The organism is Pseudoxanthobacter sp. M-2, from assembly GCF_046156265.1.
Classification (GTDB): Bacteria; Pseudomonadota; Alphaproteobacteria; order Rhizobiales; family Segnochrobactraceae; genus CAMDHY01.
On record NZ_JAWDIR010000011.1, the window covers coordinates 979,020 to 994,336 of the forward strand.

A 15,317-nucleotide genomic window follows, 5' to 3' on the forward strand; every position below is an offset into this window, starting at 1 on the left:
CGGCTTGCGCGGCGACGGGATTGGGGCGATCGGGGCGCCATCGCAGGCGCCCCGGGACGGGGTCAGACCGAGGCCGACACCGAGGGCACGAAGTCGGGCGTGTCGGTGGACGCGTAGTCGAAGGTGACGTCGCCCCAGACGTCGAGCGCCTGCTTCAAGGGCAGGCAGTGGCGCGCCGCGTCCTGCAGGATCTGCGGGCCTTCCTTGACGTAGTCGCGGCCGGAGTTGCGGGCGAAGATCATCGCCTCGAGGGCGACGCGATTGGCCGTCGCGCCGGCCTGGATGCCCATCGGGTGGCCGATGGTGCCGCCGCCGAACTGCAGCACGACGTCCTCGCCGAGGTGGTCGAGGAGCTGGTGCATCTGGCCCGCGTGGATGCCGCCAGACGCCACCGGCATCACCTTGCGCAGGCTCGCCCACGGCTGGTCGAAGAACACGCCGTTCTCGAGATTCATCGGCACGTGGTCCTCGCGCAGGATGTCGTAGAAGCCGCGCGTCGTCTTCGGGTCGCCCTCGAGCTTGCCAACCACCGTGCCGGCGTGGATGTGGTCGACACCGGCGAGCCGCATCCACTTCGAGATGACGCGGAACGACACGCCGTGCGACTTCTGCCGCGTATAGGTGCCGTGGCCCGCGCGGTGGAGATGCAGGATCATGTCGTTGCGGCGCGCCCACTTCGACATCGACTGGATCGCCGTGTACCCGATGACGAGGTCGATCATGACGATGGTCGAGCCGAGCTCCTTGGCGAGCTCGGCGCGCTCGTACATGTCCTCCATCGTGCCGGCGGTGACGTTGAGATACGTCCCCTTGATCTCGCCGGTCTGCGCCTGTGCCTTGTTGACGGCCTCCATGCAGTAGAGGAAGCGGTCGCGCCAGTGCATGAACGGCTGCGAGTTGATGTTCTCGTCGTCCTTGGTGAAGTCGAGGCCGCCCTTCAGCGCCTCGTAGACGACGCGGCCGTAGTTGCGGCCGGAGAGGCCGAGCTTCGGCTTGACGGTGGCGCCGAGCAGCGGCCGGCCGAACTTGTCGAGGCGCTCGCGCTCGACGACGATGCCGGTGGCCGGTCCGTCGAAGGTCTTGATGTAGGCGACCGGCAGTCGCATGTCCTCGAGGCGCAGCGCCTTCAGCGGCTTGAAGCCGAAGACGTTGCCGATGATCGAGGCGGTGAGGTTGGCGATCGAGCCCGGCTCGAAGAGATCGAGGTCATAGGCGATGTAGGCGAAGTAGGAGCCCGGCGCATTCGGCACCGGATCGACCTTGTAGCACTTCGCCCGATACTTCTCGCAGGCGGTCAGGCGGTCGGTCCACACCACCGTCCAGGTGGCGGTGGAGCTCTCGCCGGCGACGGCGGCGGAGGCCTCGATCGGGTCGACGCCGTCCTGCGGCGTGACGCGGAAGAGGGCGATGACGTCGGTGTCCTTCGGCGTGTAGTCGGGCTCCCAGTAGCCCATCTTCCGGTATTCCATCACGCCGGCCTTGTAGCGGTCCTTGCCGCGCACCGTTCCTGCATCTGCGTTCATGGGGGCTTCCTCCTGAATGTCGGTGTCGTGGTCGGGACGCACGGGACCTCGTCCTCCCCCTGCCAGGGGGGAGGACAGCGGCGCCGCAGGCGCCGCAGGTGGGGGCTCGTCAATCGAGGTGGGGCGGTCGGATTGACAGGCCCCACCCTGCCGGCTTCGCCGGCTGTCCCTCCCCCTGTCAGGGGAGGGACGAAGTCACGTCCTCACGCCGCCTGGGCGACGTCGATGCGCGGGTCGAGGGCACCGCTCCGATAGCGCTTGGCCATCTCGGCGAGCGACACCGTCGTGATCTTCGAGGCGTTGCCGGCGGTGCCGAACTCCTCGAAGCGCCGCTTGCACAGCGCCATCATCGAATCGAGCGACGGGGCGAGGAATTTCCGCGGGTCGAACTCGCTGCGCTTCTCGCTCGCCACCTTGCGGAACACCGCCGTCATCGCGAGCCGGCAGTCGGTGTCGATGTTCACCTTGCGGACGCCGTGGCGGATGCCGGTCTGGATCTCCGACACCGGCACGCCCCAGGTCTGCGGCATCTCCCCGCCGTGCTGGTTGAACAGGTCCTGCAGCTCCTGCGGCACCGACGACGAGCCGTGCATGACGAGGTGCACCGTCGGAAGGCGGGCGTTGATCTCCTTGATGACGTTCATCGCCAGGATGTCGCCGTCCGGCTGGCGCGAGAACTTGTAGGCGCCGTGCGAGGTGCCCATCGCGATGGCGAGAGCATCGACTTTCGTCCGCGCTACGAAATCGACGGCCTGGTCGGGGTCGGTGAGGAGCTGGTCGTGCGACAGCGTCCCCTCGGCGCCGTGGCCGTCCTCCTTGTCGCCCTGTCCGGTCTCGAGCGAGCCGAGCACGCCGAGCTCGCCCTCCACCGAGACGCCGATCGCGTGCGCCATGCGGGCGACGCGGGCGGTGATGTCGAGGTTGTAGTCGTAGCTCGCCGGCGTCGAGGCGTCGGCCTCGAGCGAGCCGTCCATCATCACGCTGGTGAAGCCGTGCTGCATCGCCGACAGGCACGTCGCCTCGTTGTTGCCGTGGTCCTGGTGCAGGCAGATCGGGATGCCCGGGTACATCTGCTCGGCCGCTTCCACCATCTTCGACAGCATGATGTCGCCGGCATAGGAGCGGGCGCCGCGGCTCGCCTGCAGGATCACCGGCGCGTCGACCGCCTGGGCGGCCCGCATGATGGCGATCACCTGCTCCATGTTGTTGATGTTGAAGGCGGGCACGCCGTAGCCGCGCTCAGCGGCGTGGTCGAGGAGCTGGCGGAGGGTGATGCGGGCCATCGGGTTTCCTCGGCTGATCGTTGTTGTCGGCGGCGAAGGCCGGCCTCAGTTGGACTTGTTGGTGACGGCGAGCGCGGCAGCGACGACCGCGTCCTCGGTGATGCCGAACTTCTCGAACAGCACCTCGGCCGGGGCGCTGGCGCCGAAGCCGTGCATGCCGACGAAGATGCCGTCCTCGCCGAGCCAGCGCGCCCAGTCGCCTTCCACCGCCGCCTCGATGCCGACGCGCGGGGCACGGCCGAGGACGGAGCGGCGGTATTCGGCGTCCTGCTCACGGAAGAGGTCGAGGCAGGGGGCGGAGACCACCGCGGCCCGCACCCCGTGGGTGACGAGGGCCTCGGCCGCCGCCACCGCCAGCGAGACTTCGGAGCCGGTGGCGATCAGCGTGACGTCGCGCCAGCCCTCTGGCTCGACCAGCACATAGGCGCCGCGGGCCGTGCGGTTGGCGCCGGCACCGTCGCGCCGGAGCGTCGGCAGCGCCTGCCGTGACAGGCAGAGCACCGACGGGCGCTTCGCCGCGCGGAGCGCGCACTCCCAGCTCTCCGCCGTCTCGACCGCGTCGGCCGGGCGGAAGACCAGGAGGTTCGGGATGGCGCGGAGTGCCGCCAGATGCTCGACGGGCTGGTGGGTTGGCCCGTCCTCGCCAAGGCCGATACTGTCGTGCGTCATCACGTGGACGACGCGCACCCCCATCAGGGCGGCGAGGCGAATGGCGGGGCGGGAATAGTCGGCGAAGCACAGGAAGGTCCCGCCATAGGGGACGAAGCCGCCGTGCAGCGCCATGCCGTTCAGGGCTGCCGCCATGCCGAGTTCGCGGATGCCGAAGTGGATGTAGGAGCCCGAGAAGTCGGCCGCCGACACAGGCATCTGGCCCTTGGCGTGGGTGAGGTTCGAGTGCGTGAGGTCGGCCGAGCCGCCGGCGAGCACCGGCTCCGCCGGCACGATGGCGTCGAGCACCTCGCGCGACGCCTGGCGGGTGGCGATCGACGGCGCCTTCGTCGCGAAGCCCGATTTCACCGCCGCCATGGCGCGATCGAACTCGGCGCCGAGCACGCCCGTCATGGCGGCCTCGAAGGCGGCGCCGACGCGGGTGCCCTGGGCGGCGAGGCGGCCTTCCCAGGCGTGGCGGGCCTCGCGGCCGCGGCTGCCGGCGGCGGCCCAGGCGGCGCGCACGTCCTCGGGGATATCGAAGGCCGGCCACGGCCAGTCGAGCACGGCGCGGGCGGCGGCGATCTCGGCGGCACCCAGCGGCGCCCCGTGCACCTTCTCGGTGCCCTGCTTGGACGGCGCGCCGAAGCCGATGATGGTCCGGCAGGCGATCAGCGACGGCCGGACGGATTTCCGAGCGGCCTCGATGGCGGCGGCGACCGCCGCCTGGTCGTGGCCGTCGACGCGGGCGACGTCCCAGCCGGAGGCGGCGAACCGGGCGAGCTGGTCGTCCGAGCATGACAGCGAGGTGCGGCCGTCGATCGAGATTTCGTTGTCGTCGAACAGCACGATCAGCTTGGACAGCTTCAGATGCCCGGCGAGCGAGATCGCCTCGTGGCTGATGCCCTCCATCAGGCAGCCGTCGCCACAGAGCACGTAGGTGTGGTGGTCGACGAGGTCGTCGCCGAAGCGGGCGTTCATCATCCGCTCGGCGAGCGCCATGCCGACGGCGCTGGCGAGACCCTGGCCGAGCGGCCCGGTGGTCACCTCGACGCCCGGCGTGTGGCCGTACTCCGGGTGGCCGGCGGTCTTCGAACCCCACTGGCGAAACTGCTTCAGCTCCTCGATGTCCATCCCCGGCGTGCCGGTGAGGTGGAGTAGCGCATAGAGCAGCATCGAGCCGTGGCCGGCCGACAGCACGAAGCGGTCGCGATCGGCCCAGCCGGGTGCGGCCGCATCGAAGCGCAGGAAACGGGTGAACAGCACGGTGGCGACGTCGGCCATGCCCATCGGCAGCCCGGGATGGCCGGACTTCGCCTTCTCGACGGCATCCATGGCGAGGGCCCGGATGGCGTTCGCCATGTCGCGGGAGAGGTCGCGCGGGGCAGTTGAGGCGGAAGAGGTGGGGCGGTCGACCATGTTCATTTTGCGACTCTCCCGTCGAGGGCGGTTCCCGTCCTCCCCAAGGAAAAGACGGCCGTTTGAGCGTCCCTCCCCTGCCAGGGGGAGGGACAGCCGGCGAAGCCGGCAGGGTGGGGCCCGTCAATCCAAACACGGGCAGCATTTGGGATTGACAGGCCCCCACCTGCCGCGCCTGACGGCGCGGCTGTCCTCCCCCCTGGCAGGGGGAGGACGGGCGCGGTGCCCCCCTGGCAGGGGAGGGACGAAAGGCGTTGTGCCACCCCCCTCACAGCACCCGCCTCCGCCGCTCGACGAGCTGCAGGATCAAGGGCGTCAGGATCAGCTGCATCGCGAGGTCGAGCTTGTTGCCGGGGATGACGATGGAATTCGCCCGCGACATGAAGCTGTCGTGGATCATCGACACCAGGTACGGGAAGTCGATGCCGCGTGGGCTCTTGAAGCGGATCACGACGAGCGACTCGTCCGGCGTCGGGATCCAGCGCGCAATGAACGGGTTCGACGTGTCGACCGTCGGCACGCGCTGGAAGTTGACGTCGGTCTCGGTGAACTGCGGGCAGATGTAGTTGATGTAGTCCGGCATGCGCCGCAGGATCGTGTCGGTGACGGCTTCCGTGGAGTATCCGCGGGTGGAGCGGTCGCGATGGATCTTCTGGATCCACTCGAGATTGATCACCGGCACGACGCCGATCTTGAGATCCGCATGGCGGGCGACGTCGACCTCGGGCGTGACCACGGCGCCGTGCAGGCCCTCGTAGAAGAGCAGGTCCGTCGGGCCGGTCAGCCGCTCCCACTCCGTGAAGGTGCCGGGGCTGCCGCCGTAGAGATCAGCCTCCACCGCATCGTGGATGTAGTGGCGGAAGGTGCCGGTGCCGCTCGCGCCGTATTCGGCGAACAGCTGCTCCAGCTCCCGGAAGAGGTTCGCCTCCGGGCCGAAGTGGCTGTAGTGGCGGTTGCCCTTCGCCTGTTCCTCGGCCATCTCGCGCTTCATGGCGAGGCGGTCGAAGCGGTGGAAGGCGTCACCCTCGATATAGGCCGCCTCGACGTTCTCGCGGCGGAAGATCTGCTCGAAGGTGCGGCGGACCGAGGTGGTGCCGGCGCCGGACGAGCCGGTGACCGAAATGATCGGGTGCTTGACGGACATGGACGTGCCTCCGGGCTCGGTCTTCAGGCCCGAAGGAGACCACGATTGCCGAACAGCGGCGACTTGTGTGCCGCCGGCTCGCTCTGCACCCGCTCGAAGTGCGCGACCTCCTGGGCCGAGCCGAAGACGAGCGGCACCCGCTGGTGCAGCCCCGTCGGGGCGACGTCAAGCATCCGCTCCTTGCCGGTGGTGCAGCCGCCGCCGGCCTGCTCGATCAGCATGCCGATCGGGTTCGCTTCGTAGATCAGCCGCAGCCGGCCGGTCTCGTAGCCGCGCCGCGCGTCGCCCGGATAGAGATAGATGCCGCCGCGCGTCAGGATGCGGTGCGCCTCCGCCACCATCGAGGCGATCCAGCGCATGTTGAAGTCGCGCCCGCGCGGGCCGGCGCTGCCGGCCAGGCACTCGTCGATGTAGGCCCGGAAGGCCGGGTCCCAGTGGCGGTAGTTGGAGGCATTGACGGCGAACTCGGCCGTCTTCTCGGGCACCCGCACTCGCCGCGCCGTCAGAACGAAGACGTCGGTGTCGGGGTCGAGGGTATAGACGTCGGTACCGTCGCCGACGGTCAGCACCAGCGCGCACTGCGGGCCGTAGAGCAGGTAGCCGGCGGCGAGCTGGCGGTTGCCCGGCTGCTGGAAGGCATCGCCCTCGGCGATCGCCGGCAGCACCGAGAAGATCGTGCCGACCGAGACGTTGGTGTCGATGTTGGACGAGCCGTCGAGCGGGTCGACCGCCACCACCAGCGGCGCGCCGGGCTTCATCGGCACCGCGGCGTCCATCTCTTCCGAACAGAAGGCGGCGACCGGGGCGGTGACGAGCGCCTCGAGCAGGAGGTCGTTCGCCGCGACGTCGAGCGCCTTCTGGTCGTCGCCGGTCGAAGAGGCGCGGGTGACGGCGGCGAGCCCGCCCTCGATGGCGCCGCGTCGCACCACGGCGGCGATGCGGCGGCCGGCGGCGGCGAGCGCCACCACCGTCTCGGCGACGGCGACGCGGCCGGCATCGCTGCCCGACCAGGCTGCGAGAGCGGATTCGAGACGCGGGCGCGCCATCGCTGTGTGCGGCATGACTTCCCTCCTGAGCCCCCGGCAGACTGGCCGGGCGGCCGGTCGTTTCCTCGACGCTCGGAAGGTTGATCCCCGTCTCGGTTGGCCGGTTGGTCCGGCGCGGCGACGGGTGCTCCGATCGGTGTTCTTCTGGGCGAACTCTAGGGGTCCGCTTGGCATCGGGTCCACACGATGTGCGCATCCGGATCGATGCGTCTCGTTCTCCGATGGGTCAAATGTGACGCCGGTCCAGGAGAAAGTAAATTTGTTTCTTCTTGCGCATCCCTTCATAAAAAGTGAATGTCAGCCATGCGCTCCGTCACCCTCAAGCAGCTGCGCGCCCTGTCGGCGGTGGAACGGACCGGGGCCATCACCGCGGCCGCGAACGAGCTCGCCGTCACCCCGCCCGCCGTGACGGCGCAGATCCAGCTGCTCGAGCGCATCGTCGGCCTGCCGGTGCTGGAGCGCGTTGGCTCCACCTTCCGCCCGACGGTGGCGGGGCGCGAGCTCCTCGACGCCTGCACCCGCATCGAACTGGCGCTTGCCGAATGCGGCGGTGCACTCGACGCCCTGAAGAGCCTGGACGCCGGCCAGGTGGCGGTCGGCGTCGTCTCCACCGCGAAGTACTTCGCACCGCACGCGCTCGCCGCCTTCGCCCGTGCCAATCCCCGCATCGACCTCAAGCTCGTCGTCGGCAACCGCGCCGAGATCATCGCCGGCCTCGAGCGCCTCGACCTCGACGTCGCCATCATGGGCCGCCCGCCGGAGGGGCTCGACGTCGAGGCGGAGGCGATCGGCGAGCACCCGCACGTCGTCGTCGCCGACCCCGCCCATCCACTGGCCGGCCGCCGGGCGATCCCGGCGGCGGTGATCGCCCGCGAGCGCCTGATCTCCCGCGAGGACGGCTCCGGCACCCGCGCGCTGACCGAGCGCCTGTTCGAATCGCTCGACGAGCGGCCGCGCTACGCCCTCGAGATGGGCTCCAACGAGACGATCAAGCAGGCCGTCATCGCCGGTCTCGGCATATCGCTGATCTCCGCCCACACGGTCGCCGCCGAGGTCGCCGACGGGCGCCTGTCCATCCTCGACGTGGCGGGGCTGCCGATCGTCCGCCAGTGGTACGTGGTGCGCATGCGCGGCAAGCGCTTCCTGCCAGCGGCGCGCCGCCTGCACGCCTTCCTGAAGGAGGAGGCGAACCGCTTCCTGCCGGTGGTGCCGGGCCTGCAGGCCGAGGAGCCGCCGCGCCGCCGCGCGCGAAACTGATCCCGCCGCATCTGGCGCGGGGAAAAGTCCTTCCTCCGGATGGCCTCGGCGAGGGGAAGCCATCCTCGTTCATCCATCCGACACAGGGTGAATTGTCTCCGCCGCTGCGGCTTGCTACAGGTGATGAAAATCACCCTCCGCCCAGCCGCCACTCAGAGCGGTGCCGCGAATGGGTCGGTCCTTCCAGGGGCGAACGAAGACAATATGGAATATTTCCTCCAGCAGCTCATCAATGGAATCACACTGGGCTCGATCTATGGGCTCATCGCCATCGGTTACACGATGGTCTACGGCATCATCGGCATGATCAACTTCGCCCACGGCGACATCTTCATGGTGGGCTCGTTCATCGCGCTGATCATGATCATCGCGCTGGGGCTGACCGCCGGTTCGGCGATCGCGGTGATCATCCTCTCTCTGTTGCTGGTGCTGGTGCTGGCGATGGTGCTGACCTCGGCCTGGGGCTGGTCGGTGGAGCGCATCGCCTACCGGCCGCTGCGCGGTTCCTTCCGCCTCGCGCCGCTGATCACCGCCATCGGCATGTCGATCATCCTGCAGAACTTCGTGCAGATCGCCCAGGGCGCGCGCGTGAAGCCGCTGCAGCCGATCATCACCGGCGGCTACACCGTGATGGACAGCGGCGGCTTCGCCGTGCAGGTCTCGAACATCCAGATCCTCATCGTCATGACGACGGTGATCCTGATGGTGGCCTTCTCGCTGCTGATCTCGCGCACCTCGCTCGGCCGCGCCCAGCGCGCCTGCGAGCAGGACCGGCGGATGGCCTCGCTGCTCGGCATCGACGTCGACCGCACGATCTCGCTCACCTTCGTCATGGGGGCGGCACTCGCCGCCGTCGCCGGCCTGATGTACCTGCTCTACTACGGCGTCATCGACTTCTTCATCGGCTTCGTCGCCGGCGTGAAGGCGTTCACTGCGGCGGTGCTCGGCGGCATCGGCTCGCTGCCCGGCGCGATGCTCGGCGGGTTGCTGCTCGGCCTCATCGAGACGTTCTGGTCCGGCTACTTCTCGGTCGAGTACAAGGACGTCGCGGCCTTCTCCATCCTCGCCATCGTGCTGATCTTCCTGCCTTCCGGTCTGCTCGGGCGGCCGGAAGTCGAGAAGGTGTGACAGACATGGCGGCTCGTACCGAGCATTCCGTCGCGGCCTCCTTCAAGGACGCCGCGATCGCCGCGGTGATCGCGCTCGCGCTGTTCGGCCCGCTCGTCGGGCTGCGCACCGAGGTGACCACCGGTGGCCTGTTCCTGTCGCAGCGCTGGGGCGACGTTGCAGTCGCGGTGGCCGTCGTCTTCGTCGGCCGCCTGCTCCTCAACCTGTTCGTCTTCAAGACCGACAGCCCGGCCACGAACTGGTTCTCCGGGGTCAAGCTGTCGGCCGGCGCGCTCGCCCGCATCGGCCCGGTGTTCGGACCGCTGATGCTCGGCCTCGCGCTGACGCTGCCGTTCATCCTGCTCTTCGGGGCGCCGAGCCAGAGCCGCTACTACATCGACCTCGGCATCCTCGTGCTCACCTATGTGATGCTCGGCTGGGGCCTCAACATCGTCGTCGGCATGGCCGGCCTGCTCGATCTCGGCTACGTCGCCTTCTACGCCGTCGGCGCCTATTCCTACGCGCTGCTCGCCTTGAACTTCGGCTGGTCGTTCTGGCTCTGCCTGCCGCTCGCCGGCTTCCTCGCCGCGCTCTGGGGCATCACGCTCGGCTTCCCGGTGCTGCGCCTCAGGGGCGACTATCTCGCCATCGTGACGCTCGCCTTCGGCGAGATCATCCGCATCGTGCTGCTCAACTGGTACGAGTTCACCGGCGGCCCGAACGGCCTCAACAACATTCCGCGGCCGAGCTTCTTCGGCCTCGAGTTCGACCGCTCGCCGGAGGGCTTCGCCGCCACCTTCGGGCTCGAGTTCGCCGCCATCCACCGCATCATCTTCCTCTACTACCTGATCCTGGCGCTGGCGCTGCTCACCGCCTTCGTCACCGTCCGCGTCCGAAGATTGCCCGTCGGGCGCGCCTGGGAGGCGCTGCGCGAAGACGAGATCGCCTGTCGCTCGCTCGGCATCAACACGACGACGACGAAGCTGACGGCGTTCGCCATGGGCGCGATGTTCGGCGGCTTCGCCGGCTCCTTCTTCGCCACTCGCCAGGGCTTCATCTCGCCGGAATCCTTCACCTTCATCGAATCCGCCGTGATCCTGGCGATCGTCGTGCTCGGCGGCCTCGGCAGCCAGATCGGCGTCGTCATCGCGGCGATCGTGCTGATCGGCGGCTTCGAGATCTTCCGTGACTTCGCCGAGTACCGCATGCTGGTGTTCGGCATGGCGATGGTGCTGATCATGGTCTGGCGTCCGCGCGGCCTGATCTCCACCCGCAAGCCGACGATCGCGCTCGGCAAGGCGAAGGCGATCGGCGGCGAACTGGTCGGGGAGGGCCGGGGATGACGCGCTGGACGAAGGATCCGGTGCTCACCGTCGAGCACCTCACCATGCGCTTCGGCGGCCTCACCGCCGTCAACGACCTGACCTTCCAGGCCGGGCGCGGCGACATCACCGCCCTGATCGGCCCGAACGGCGCCGGCAAGACCACCGTCTTCAACTGCATCACCGGCTTCTACAAGCCGACCGAGGGGCGGCTGACGGCGCGCCACGCCGACGGCAAGACCTACCTCCTCGAGCGCATGCCCGACCACGCCATCTCCGGCGAGGCGAGGGTGGCGCGCACCTTCCAGAACATCCGCCTGTTCGGCGGCATGACGCTTCTGGAAAACCTGATGGTGGCGCAGCACGGCCCGCTGATGCGCGCCTCCGTCTTCGGCATCGGCGGCCTCCTCGGCATCGGCAGCTATCGCAAGGCCGAGCGGGCGGCGATCGACAAGGCGCGCTACTGGCTCGACCGCGTCGGCCTCCTCGAGCGCGCCGACGATCCCGCCGCCGACCTTCCCTATGGCGCCCAGCGGCGGCTCGAGATCGCGCGCGCCATGTGCACCGGCCCGGAGCTCCTCTGCCTCGACGAGCCCGCCGCCGGCCTCAACCCGCGCGAGTCCGCCGAGCTGAACGAGCTTCTCCTCTACATCCGCCGCGAGCAGGCGACCTCGCTGCTGCTGATCGAGCACGACATGAGCGTCGTCATGGAGATCTCCGACCACGTCGTCGTCCTCGACTACGGCGTCAAGATCTCCGACGGCGAGCCGGAAGCCGTGCGCAACGACCCGAAGGTCATCGCCGCCTATCTCGGCGTCGACGACGAGGAGGTCGAGGCGGTCGAGCACGAGGTCGAGGAAGTCGAGCGGGAGGTCGCCCGATGAGCGAGACCATCACCGCTCCGGCCCCCGCGACGAAAGCTGCCCCGCGCGGCGAGCCGATGCTGCAGGTGCGCGGCGTCAAGACCTACTACGGCAAGATCATCGCCCTGAAGGGCGTCGACGTCGACGTCCATCCCGGCGAGATCGTCACGCTGATCGGCGCCAACGGCGCCGGCAAGTCGACGCTGATGATGACGATCTTCGGCAATCCGCGGGCGCGCGAGGGCACGATCACCTACGAGGGCCAGGACATCACCGGCCTCGCCACCCACGAGATCGCCCGCCTGAAGATCGCCCAGTCGCCCGAGGGCCGGCGCATCTTCCCGCGCATGACCGTCTACGAGAACCTGCAGATGGGGGCCGCCGTCACCGGCGGCGAGCACATCGAGGCCGATCTCGAGCGCATCTTCACGCTGTTCCCCCGCCTCAAGGAGCGCCTGCCGCAGCGCGGCGGCACGCTGTCTGGCGGCGAGCAACAGATGCTGGCGATCGCGCGTGCCCTGATGAGCCGGCCGAAGCTGCTGCTCCTCGACGAGCCCTCGCTCGGCCTCGCGCCGCTCATCGTCAAGCAGATCTTCGAGGCCATCAAGGCGCTGAACGAGACCGAGGGCCTGACCGTCTTCCTGGTCGAGCAGAACGCCTACCACGCGCTGAAGCTCGCCCATCGCGGCTACGTCATGGTCAACGGCGTCATCACCATGCAGGGCACCGGGCGCGAGCTTTTGGCCCGCGAAGAGGTGCGCGCCGCCTATCTCGAGGGCGGGCGGCACTGACGCCCGCCTCAGGGCCAACGAGGGTCCCGAAGGGGCCGACGAGGGAACGGAATGGGCTTTCTCTTCGAAGAGACGTTCGGCGTCTTCCTGCTGCTGCAACTCGTCCTCGGCGGCGGTGCTGCCTGGATGACGGGTCGCGCCATCGCGCTGTCGTGGCGGCCGGCGTGGTCGCTGTTCTTCTACCTCTTTCTGCTCACCTTCGCCGTCCGCTTCCTCGACTTCGCACTGTTCGGCGGAACTCTGCTGTCGGCGTACTACTTCATCGTCGATTTCATCATCCTGCTCGTCATCGGCTATCTCGGCATGCGCGTGACGCGCGCCGGCCAGATGGTGAAGCAGTATCCGTGGCTCTATGAGCGCGCGGGCCCGGTCTCGTGGAGGGATCGCAAGCCGGGCGCGGCGTGAGAGTGCCGGCATCGCGGGTGGAAACGGCCAACAAAATGCCGATACCGTTCCACCCGGATTGCGGGCAGTATGCAGGCAAGCGGGGTAACCCCGTGGCCAGTTTCGGTTCGACTTCCAGACTTCCGGAGGAGTAAGCAATGAAGAAGGCTCTCTATGCGAGCGTCGCGCTCGCGTTCGGCGCGACGATGTCGTCGGCCGCTTTCGCCGACATCATCATCGCCACGGCCGGCCCGATGACCGGGCAGTACGCCTCGTTCGGCGCGCAGATGAAGGCGGGCGCCGAGCAGGCGGTCGCCGACATCAACGCCGCCGGCGGCGTCAATGGCGAGAAGCTCGTGCTCGAGATCGGCGACGACGCCTGCGATCCGAAGCAGGCTGTCGCCGTCGCCAACCAGATGGCGTCGAAGGGCGTCAAGCTGATGGCCGGCCACTTCTGCTCGGGCTCGTCGATCCCGGCCAGCGCCGTCTATGCCGAGGAAGGCATCATCCAGATCTCGCCGGCCTCCACCAACCCGAAGTTCACCGACGAGCGCCCGGGCGACGGCATCTTCCGCGTCTGCGGTCGTGACGATCAGCAGGGCCAGGTCGCCGGCAAGTTCATGGCCGAGACCTTCAAGGACAAGAAGGTCGCGATCCTTCACGACAAGTCGGCCTACGGCAAGGGTCTCGCCGACGAGACCAAGAAGTACATGAACGAAGCCGGCCTGAACGAGGCCGTCTACGAGGCCTACACGGCCGGCGAGAAGGACTACACGGCGATCGTGTCGAAGCTGAAGTCGGAAGGCGTCGACGTCGTCTACATCGGCGGCTACCACACCGAAGCCGGCCTGATCCTGCGCCAGATGCGCGACCAGGGCCTGAACGCGCTCCTGATCTCCGGCGACGCGCTCGTCACCGACGAGTTCTGGACGATCACCGGCCCGGCCGGCGAAGGCACGCTGATGACGTTCTCGCCCGATCCGCGCAAGAACGAAGTCGCCAAGCCCGTCGTCGACGCGCTGCGCGCCAAGGGCATCGAGCCGGAAGGCTACGTCCTCTACACCTACGCCGCCATCCAGGCGTGGGCCGAGGCCGTGAAGAACGCCGGCTCCACCGACACCGAGGCGGTCGCGAAGGCTCTCGATGATGGTTCGTTCTTCACCGTGCTGGGCGAGCTGGAGTTCGACGACAAGGGCGACGTGACGCTGCCGGGCTACGTCTTCTACGAGTGGAAGGACGGCAAGTACGACTACTACACGCCCTGATCGGCACCCCCGATCGGCGATGGTCTCCGTTCTCCGCACAGCGGGAGAAGGTGCCCGAAGGGCGGATGAGGGCCGCACCGCGTAGGCGGTGCGGAACCTCCGGGACCTGTAGAAGTCGAAGATCCGAAGCCCCGGCGCTCGCGCCGGGGCTTCTCTTTTTCACGACCACGGGGGAGGCTGCGCTCCGGGATTCGCCACCGGAGGACCGCCGTGCGACCGGGACCGCTTAATCTCATCACCGACGTGCCGGGCCTTTCCATCGGCCACGCCGACGACGTCCGCCTGAAGTCGGGCGTCACCGTCATCGTGCCGGACCAGCCCGCCGTCGCCTCGGTGATGGTGCTCGGCGGCGCGCCGGGCTCGCGTGACACCGAGCTCCTCGCCCCCGACCAGACGGTGCCGGCGGTCGACGCGATCGTGCTGTCGGGCGGCTCCGCCTTCGGCCTCGACGCCGCTGGCGGCGTGCAGGCGCGCTTTGCCGAGATCGGCCGCGGCTTTTCGATCGGCAAGGCGGTGGTGCCGATCGTGCCCGGCGCCATCCTGTTCGACCTCCTCAACGGCGGCGACAAGACGTGGGGCCGCTACGCCCCTTACCGCGAACTCGGCTACCAGGCCGCAACGAACCTCGCCCCCGGCGCCTTCCCGCTCGGCACGATCGGAGCCGGCGCCGGCGCTAGCGTCTCCGGCCCAAACGGCGGCGCCCTGAAAGGCGGCCTCGGTTCCGCCTCGGCGGTGCTGCCGAACGGGATCACCGTCGGCGCCATCGTCGCGGTGAACGCGCTGGGGGCTGCCACGATCGGCGACGGCCCGCACTTCTGGGCCGCCGCCTTCGAGGAGGATGACGAGTTCGGCGGCCTCGGCTGGCCGTCGCCGATCCCGGCCGCGGCGCGGGCGATCCGCACGAAGTTCGGCGCCGTCTCCTCCCTCGCCAACACCACGATCGGCCTCGTCGCCACCGACGCCGCCCTTACCAAGGCCGAGGCCCGCCGCCTCGCCGTGATGGCCCACGACGGCTTCGCCCGCGCCCTCTGGCCCTCGCACACGCCCTATGACGGCGACACCATCTTCGCCCTCTCGACCGCCCGCCAGCCGCTCGGCACCGCGGCAACGGACTTCCTCGAGCTCGGCGCCACCGCCGCCGCGGTGATGGCGCGCGCCGTGGCGCGGGGCGTGTTCAGCGCGACGCCCGCCGACGGCGATCCGTGGCCGACGTGGGCGAGGGCGTTCGGGCAGGGGTGAGGGGGAGACGTGCGGGCTCGATGGCC

13 protein-coding genes are annotated in these 15,317 nt (G+C 69.0%); 8 read left to right on the forward strand and 5 right to left on the reverse strand.

What is annotated here, in order from left to right:
- Window positions 1-62: 62 nt before the first annotated feature.
- From RUR49_RS09590 to RUR49_RS09610, 5 genes are all read right to left on the reverse strand, one after another.
- Window positions 63-1,523 (reverse strand): form I ribulose bisphosphate carboxylase large subunit, encoded by a 1,461-nt coding sequence (locus tag RUR49_RS09590; RefSeq protein WP_409146128.1) that lies wholly within the window; start codon window positions 1,521-1,523, stop codon window positions 63-65.
- Between the two features lie 203 nt (window positions 1,524-1,726).
- On the reverse strand, window positions 1,727-2,806 hold the full coding sequence (gene fba, locus RUR49_RS09595) for a class II fructose-bisphosphate aldolase (protein ID WP_409146129.1): 1,080 nt from the start codon (window positions 2,804-2,806) through the stop codon (window positions 1,727-1,729).
- A 45-nt stretch (window positions 2,807-2,851) separates the two neighbouring features.
- Entirely contained in the window at window positions 2,852-4,879 is a 2,028-nt protein-coding gene (tkt, locus tag RUR49_RS09600) for a transketolase (RefSeq protein WP_409146130.1), read from the reverse strand.
- A 262-nt stretch (window positions 4,880-5,141) separates the two neighbouring features.
- Window positions 5,142-6,017, reverse strand: coding sequence for a phosphoribulokinase (locus RUR49_RS09605; RefSeq protein WP_409146131.1), 876 nt, complete (start codon window positions 6,015-6,017; stop codon window positions 5,142-5,144).
- 23 nt (window positions 6,018-6,040) lie between these two features.
- Window positions 6,041-7,078 carry a class 1 fructose-bisphosphatase gene (locus RUR49_RS09610; protein ID WP_409146132.1) on the reverse strand — a complete coding sequence of 346 codons (1,038 nt, stop codon included), beginning with the start codon at window positions 7,076-7,078 and terminating at the stop codon, window positions 6,041-6,043.
- Window positions 7,079-7,366: 288 nt separating this feature from the next.
- Here RUR49_RS09610 and RUR49_RS09615 point away from each other — a divergent pair, with 288 nt between their 5' ends.
- The 8 genes from RUR49_RS09615 to RUR49_RS09650 all read left to right on the forward strand — a co-directional run bounded on the left by RUR49_RS09615 (window position 7,367) and on the right by RUR49_RS09650 (window position 15,291).
- Window positions 7,367-8,320, forward strand: a complete 954-nt coding sequence (locus RUR49_RS09615; RefSeq protein WP_409146133.1) for a LysR family transcriptional regulator — start codon at window positions 7,367-7,369, stop codon at window positions 8,318-8,320.
- Between the two features lie 204 nt (window positions 8,321-8,524).
- Entirely contained in the window at window positions 8,525-9,448 is a 924-nt protein-coding gene (locus RUR49_RS09620) for an ABC transporter permease subunit (RefSeq protein WP_409146134.1), read from the forward strand.
- 5 nt (window positions 9,449-9,453) lie between these two features.
- Entirely contained in the window at window positions 9,454-10,770 is a 1,317-nt protein-coding gene (livM, locus tag RUR49_RS09625; RefSeq protein WP_409146135.1) for a high-affinity branched-chain amino acid ABC transporter permease LivM, read from the forward strand.
- Window positions 10,767-11,633 (forward strand): ABC transporter ATP-binding protein, encoded by an 867-nt coding sequence (locus RUR49_RS09630; RefSeq protein ID WP_409146136.1) that lies wholly within the window; start codon window positions 10,767-10,769, stop codon window positions 11,631-11,633. Before livM ends, RUR49_RS09630 begins: the two co-directional genes overlap by 4 nt.
- Window positions 11,630-12,403 carry an ABC transporter ATP-binding protein gene (locus tag RUR49_RS09635; RefSeq protein WP_409146137.1) on the forward strand — a complete coding sequence of 258 codons (774 nt, stop codon included), beginning with the start codon at window positions 11,630-11,632 and terminating at the stop codon, window positions 12,401-12,403. Before RUR49_RS09630 ends, RUR49_RS09635 begins: the two co-directional genes overlap by 4 nt.
- Before the next feature lie 51 nt (window positions 12,404-12,454).
- A complete protein-coding gene (locus tag RUR49_RS09640) occupies window positions 12,455-12,808 on the forward strand; it encodes a DUF6867 family protein (protein WP_409146138.1) in 354 nt (117 codons plus the stop codon).
- Between the two features lie 137 nt (window positions 12,809-12,945).
- Window positions 12,946-14,052 (forward strand): branched-chain amino acid ABC transporter substrate-binding protein, encoded by a 1,107-nt coding sequence (locus RUR49_RS09645; RefSeq protein ID WP_409146139.1) that lies wholly within the window; start codon window positions 12,946-12,948, stop codon window positions 14,050-14,052.
- A 210-nt stretch (window positions 14,053-14,262) separates the two neighbouring features.
- Window positions 14,263-15,291 carry a P1 family peptidase gene (locus tag RUR49_RS09650; RefSeq protein WP_409146140.1) on the forward strand — a complete coding sequence of 343 codons (1,029 nt, stop codon included), beginning with the start codon at window positions 14,263-14,265 and terminating at the stop codon, window positions 15,289-15,291.
- Window positions 15,292-15,317 lie beyond the last annotated feature (26 nt).

Bases quoted from the DNA above. Each gene is read 5' to 3' on its own strand.
- livM (WP_409146135.1), top strand. From the start codon at position 9,454: ATGGCGGCTCGTACCGAGCATTCCGTCGCGGCCTCCTTCAAGGACGCC.
- RUR49_RS09615 (WP_409146133.1), top strand. From the start codon at position 7,367: ATGCGCTCCGTCACCCTCAAGCAGCTGCGCGCCCTGTCGGCGGTGGAA.
- RUR49_RS09590 (WP_409146128.1), bottom strand. From the start codon at position 1,523: ATGAACGCAGATGCAGGAACGGTGCGCGGCAAGGACCGCTACAAGGCC.
- RUR49_RS09645 (WP_409146139.1), top strand. From the start codon at position 12,946: ATGAAGAAGGCTCTCTATGCGAGCGTCGCGCTCGCGTTCGGCGCGACG.
- RUR49_RS09610 (WP_409146132.1), bottom strand. From the start codon at position 7,078: ATGCCGCACACAGCGATGGCGCGCCCGCGTCTCGAATCCGCTCTCGCA.
- tkt (WP_409146130.1), bottom strand. From the start codon at position 4,879: ATGAACATGGTCGACCGCCCCACCTCTTCCGCCTCAACTGCCCCGCGC.
- RUR49_RS09640 (WP_409146138.1), top strand. From the start codon at position 12,455: ATGGGCTTTCTCTTCGAAGAGACGTTCGGCGTCTTCCTGCTGCTGCAA.
- fba (WP_409146129.1), bottom strand. From the start codon at position 2,806: ATGGCCCGCATCACCCTCCGCCAGCTCCTCGACCACGCCGCTGAGCGC.
- RUR49_RS09620 (WP_409146134.1), top strand. From the start codon at position 8,525: ATGGAATATTTCCTCCAGCAGCTCATCAATGGAATCACACTGGGCTCG.
- RUR49_RS09635 (WP_409146137.1), top strand. From the start codon at position 11,630: ATGAGCGAGACCATCACCGCTCCGGCCCCCGCGACGAAAGCTGCCCCG.
- RUR49_RS09605 (WP_409146131.1), bottom strand. From the start codon at position 6,017: ATGTCCGTCAAGCACCCGATCATTTCGGTCACCGGCTCGTCCGGCGCC.
- RUR49_RS09630 (WP_409146136.1), top strand. From the start codon at position 10,767: ATGACGCGCTGGACGAAGGATCCGGTGCTCACCGTCGAGCACCTCACC.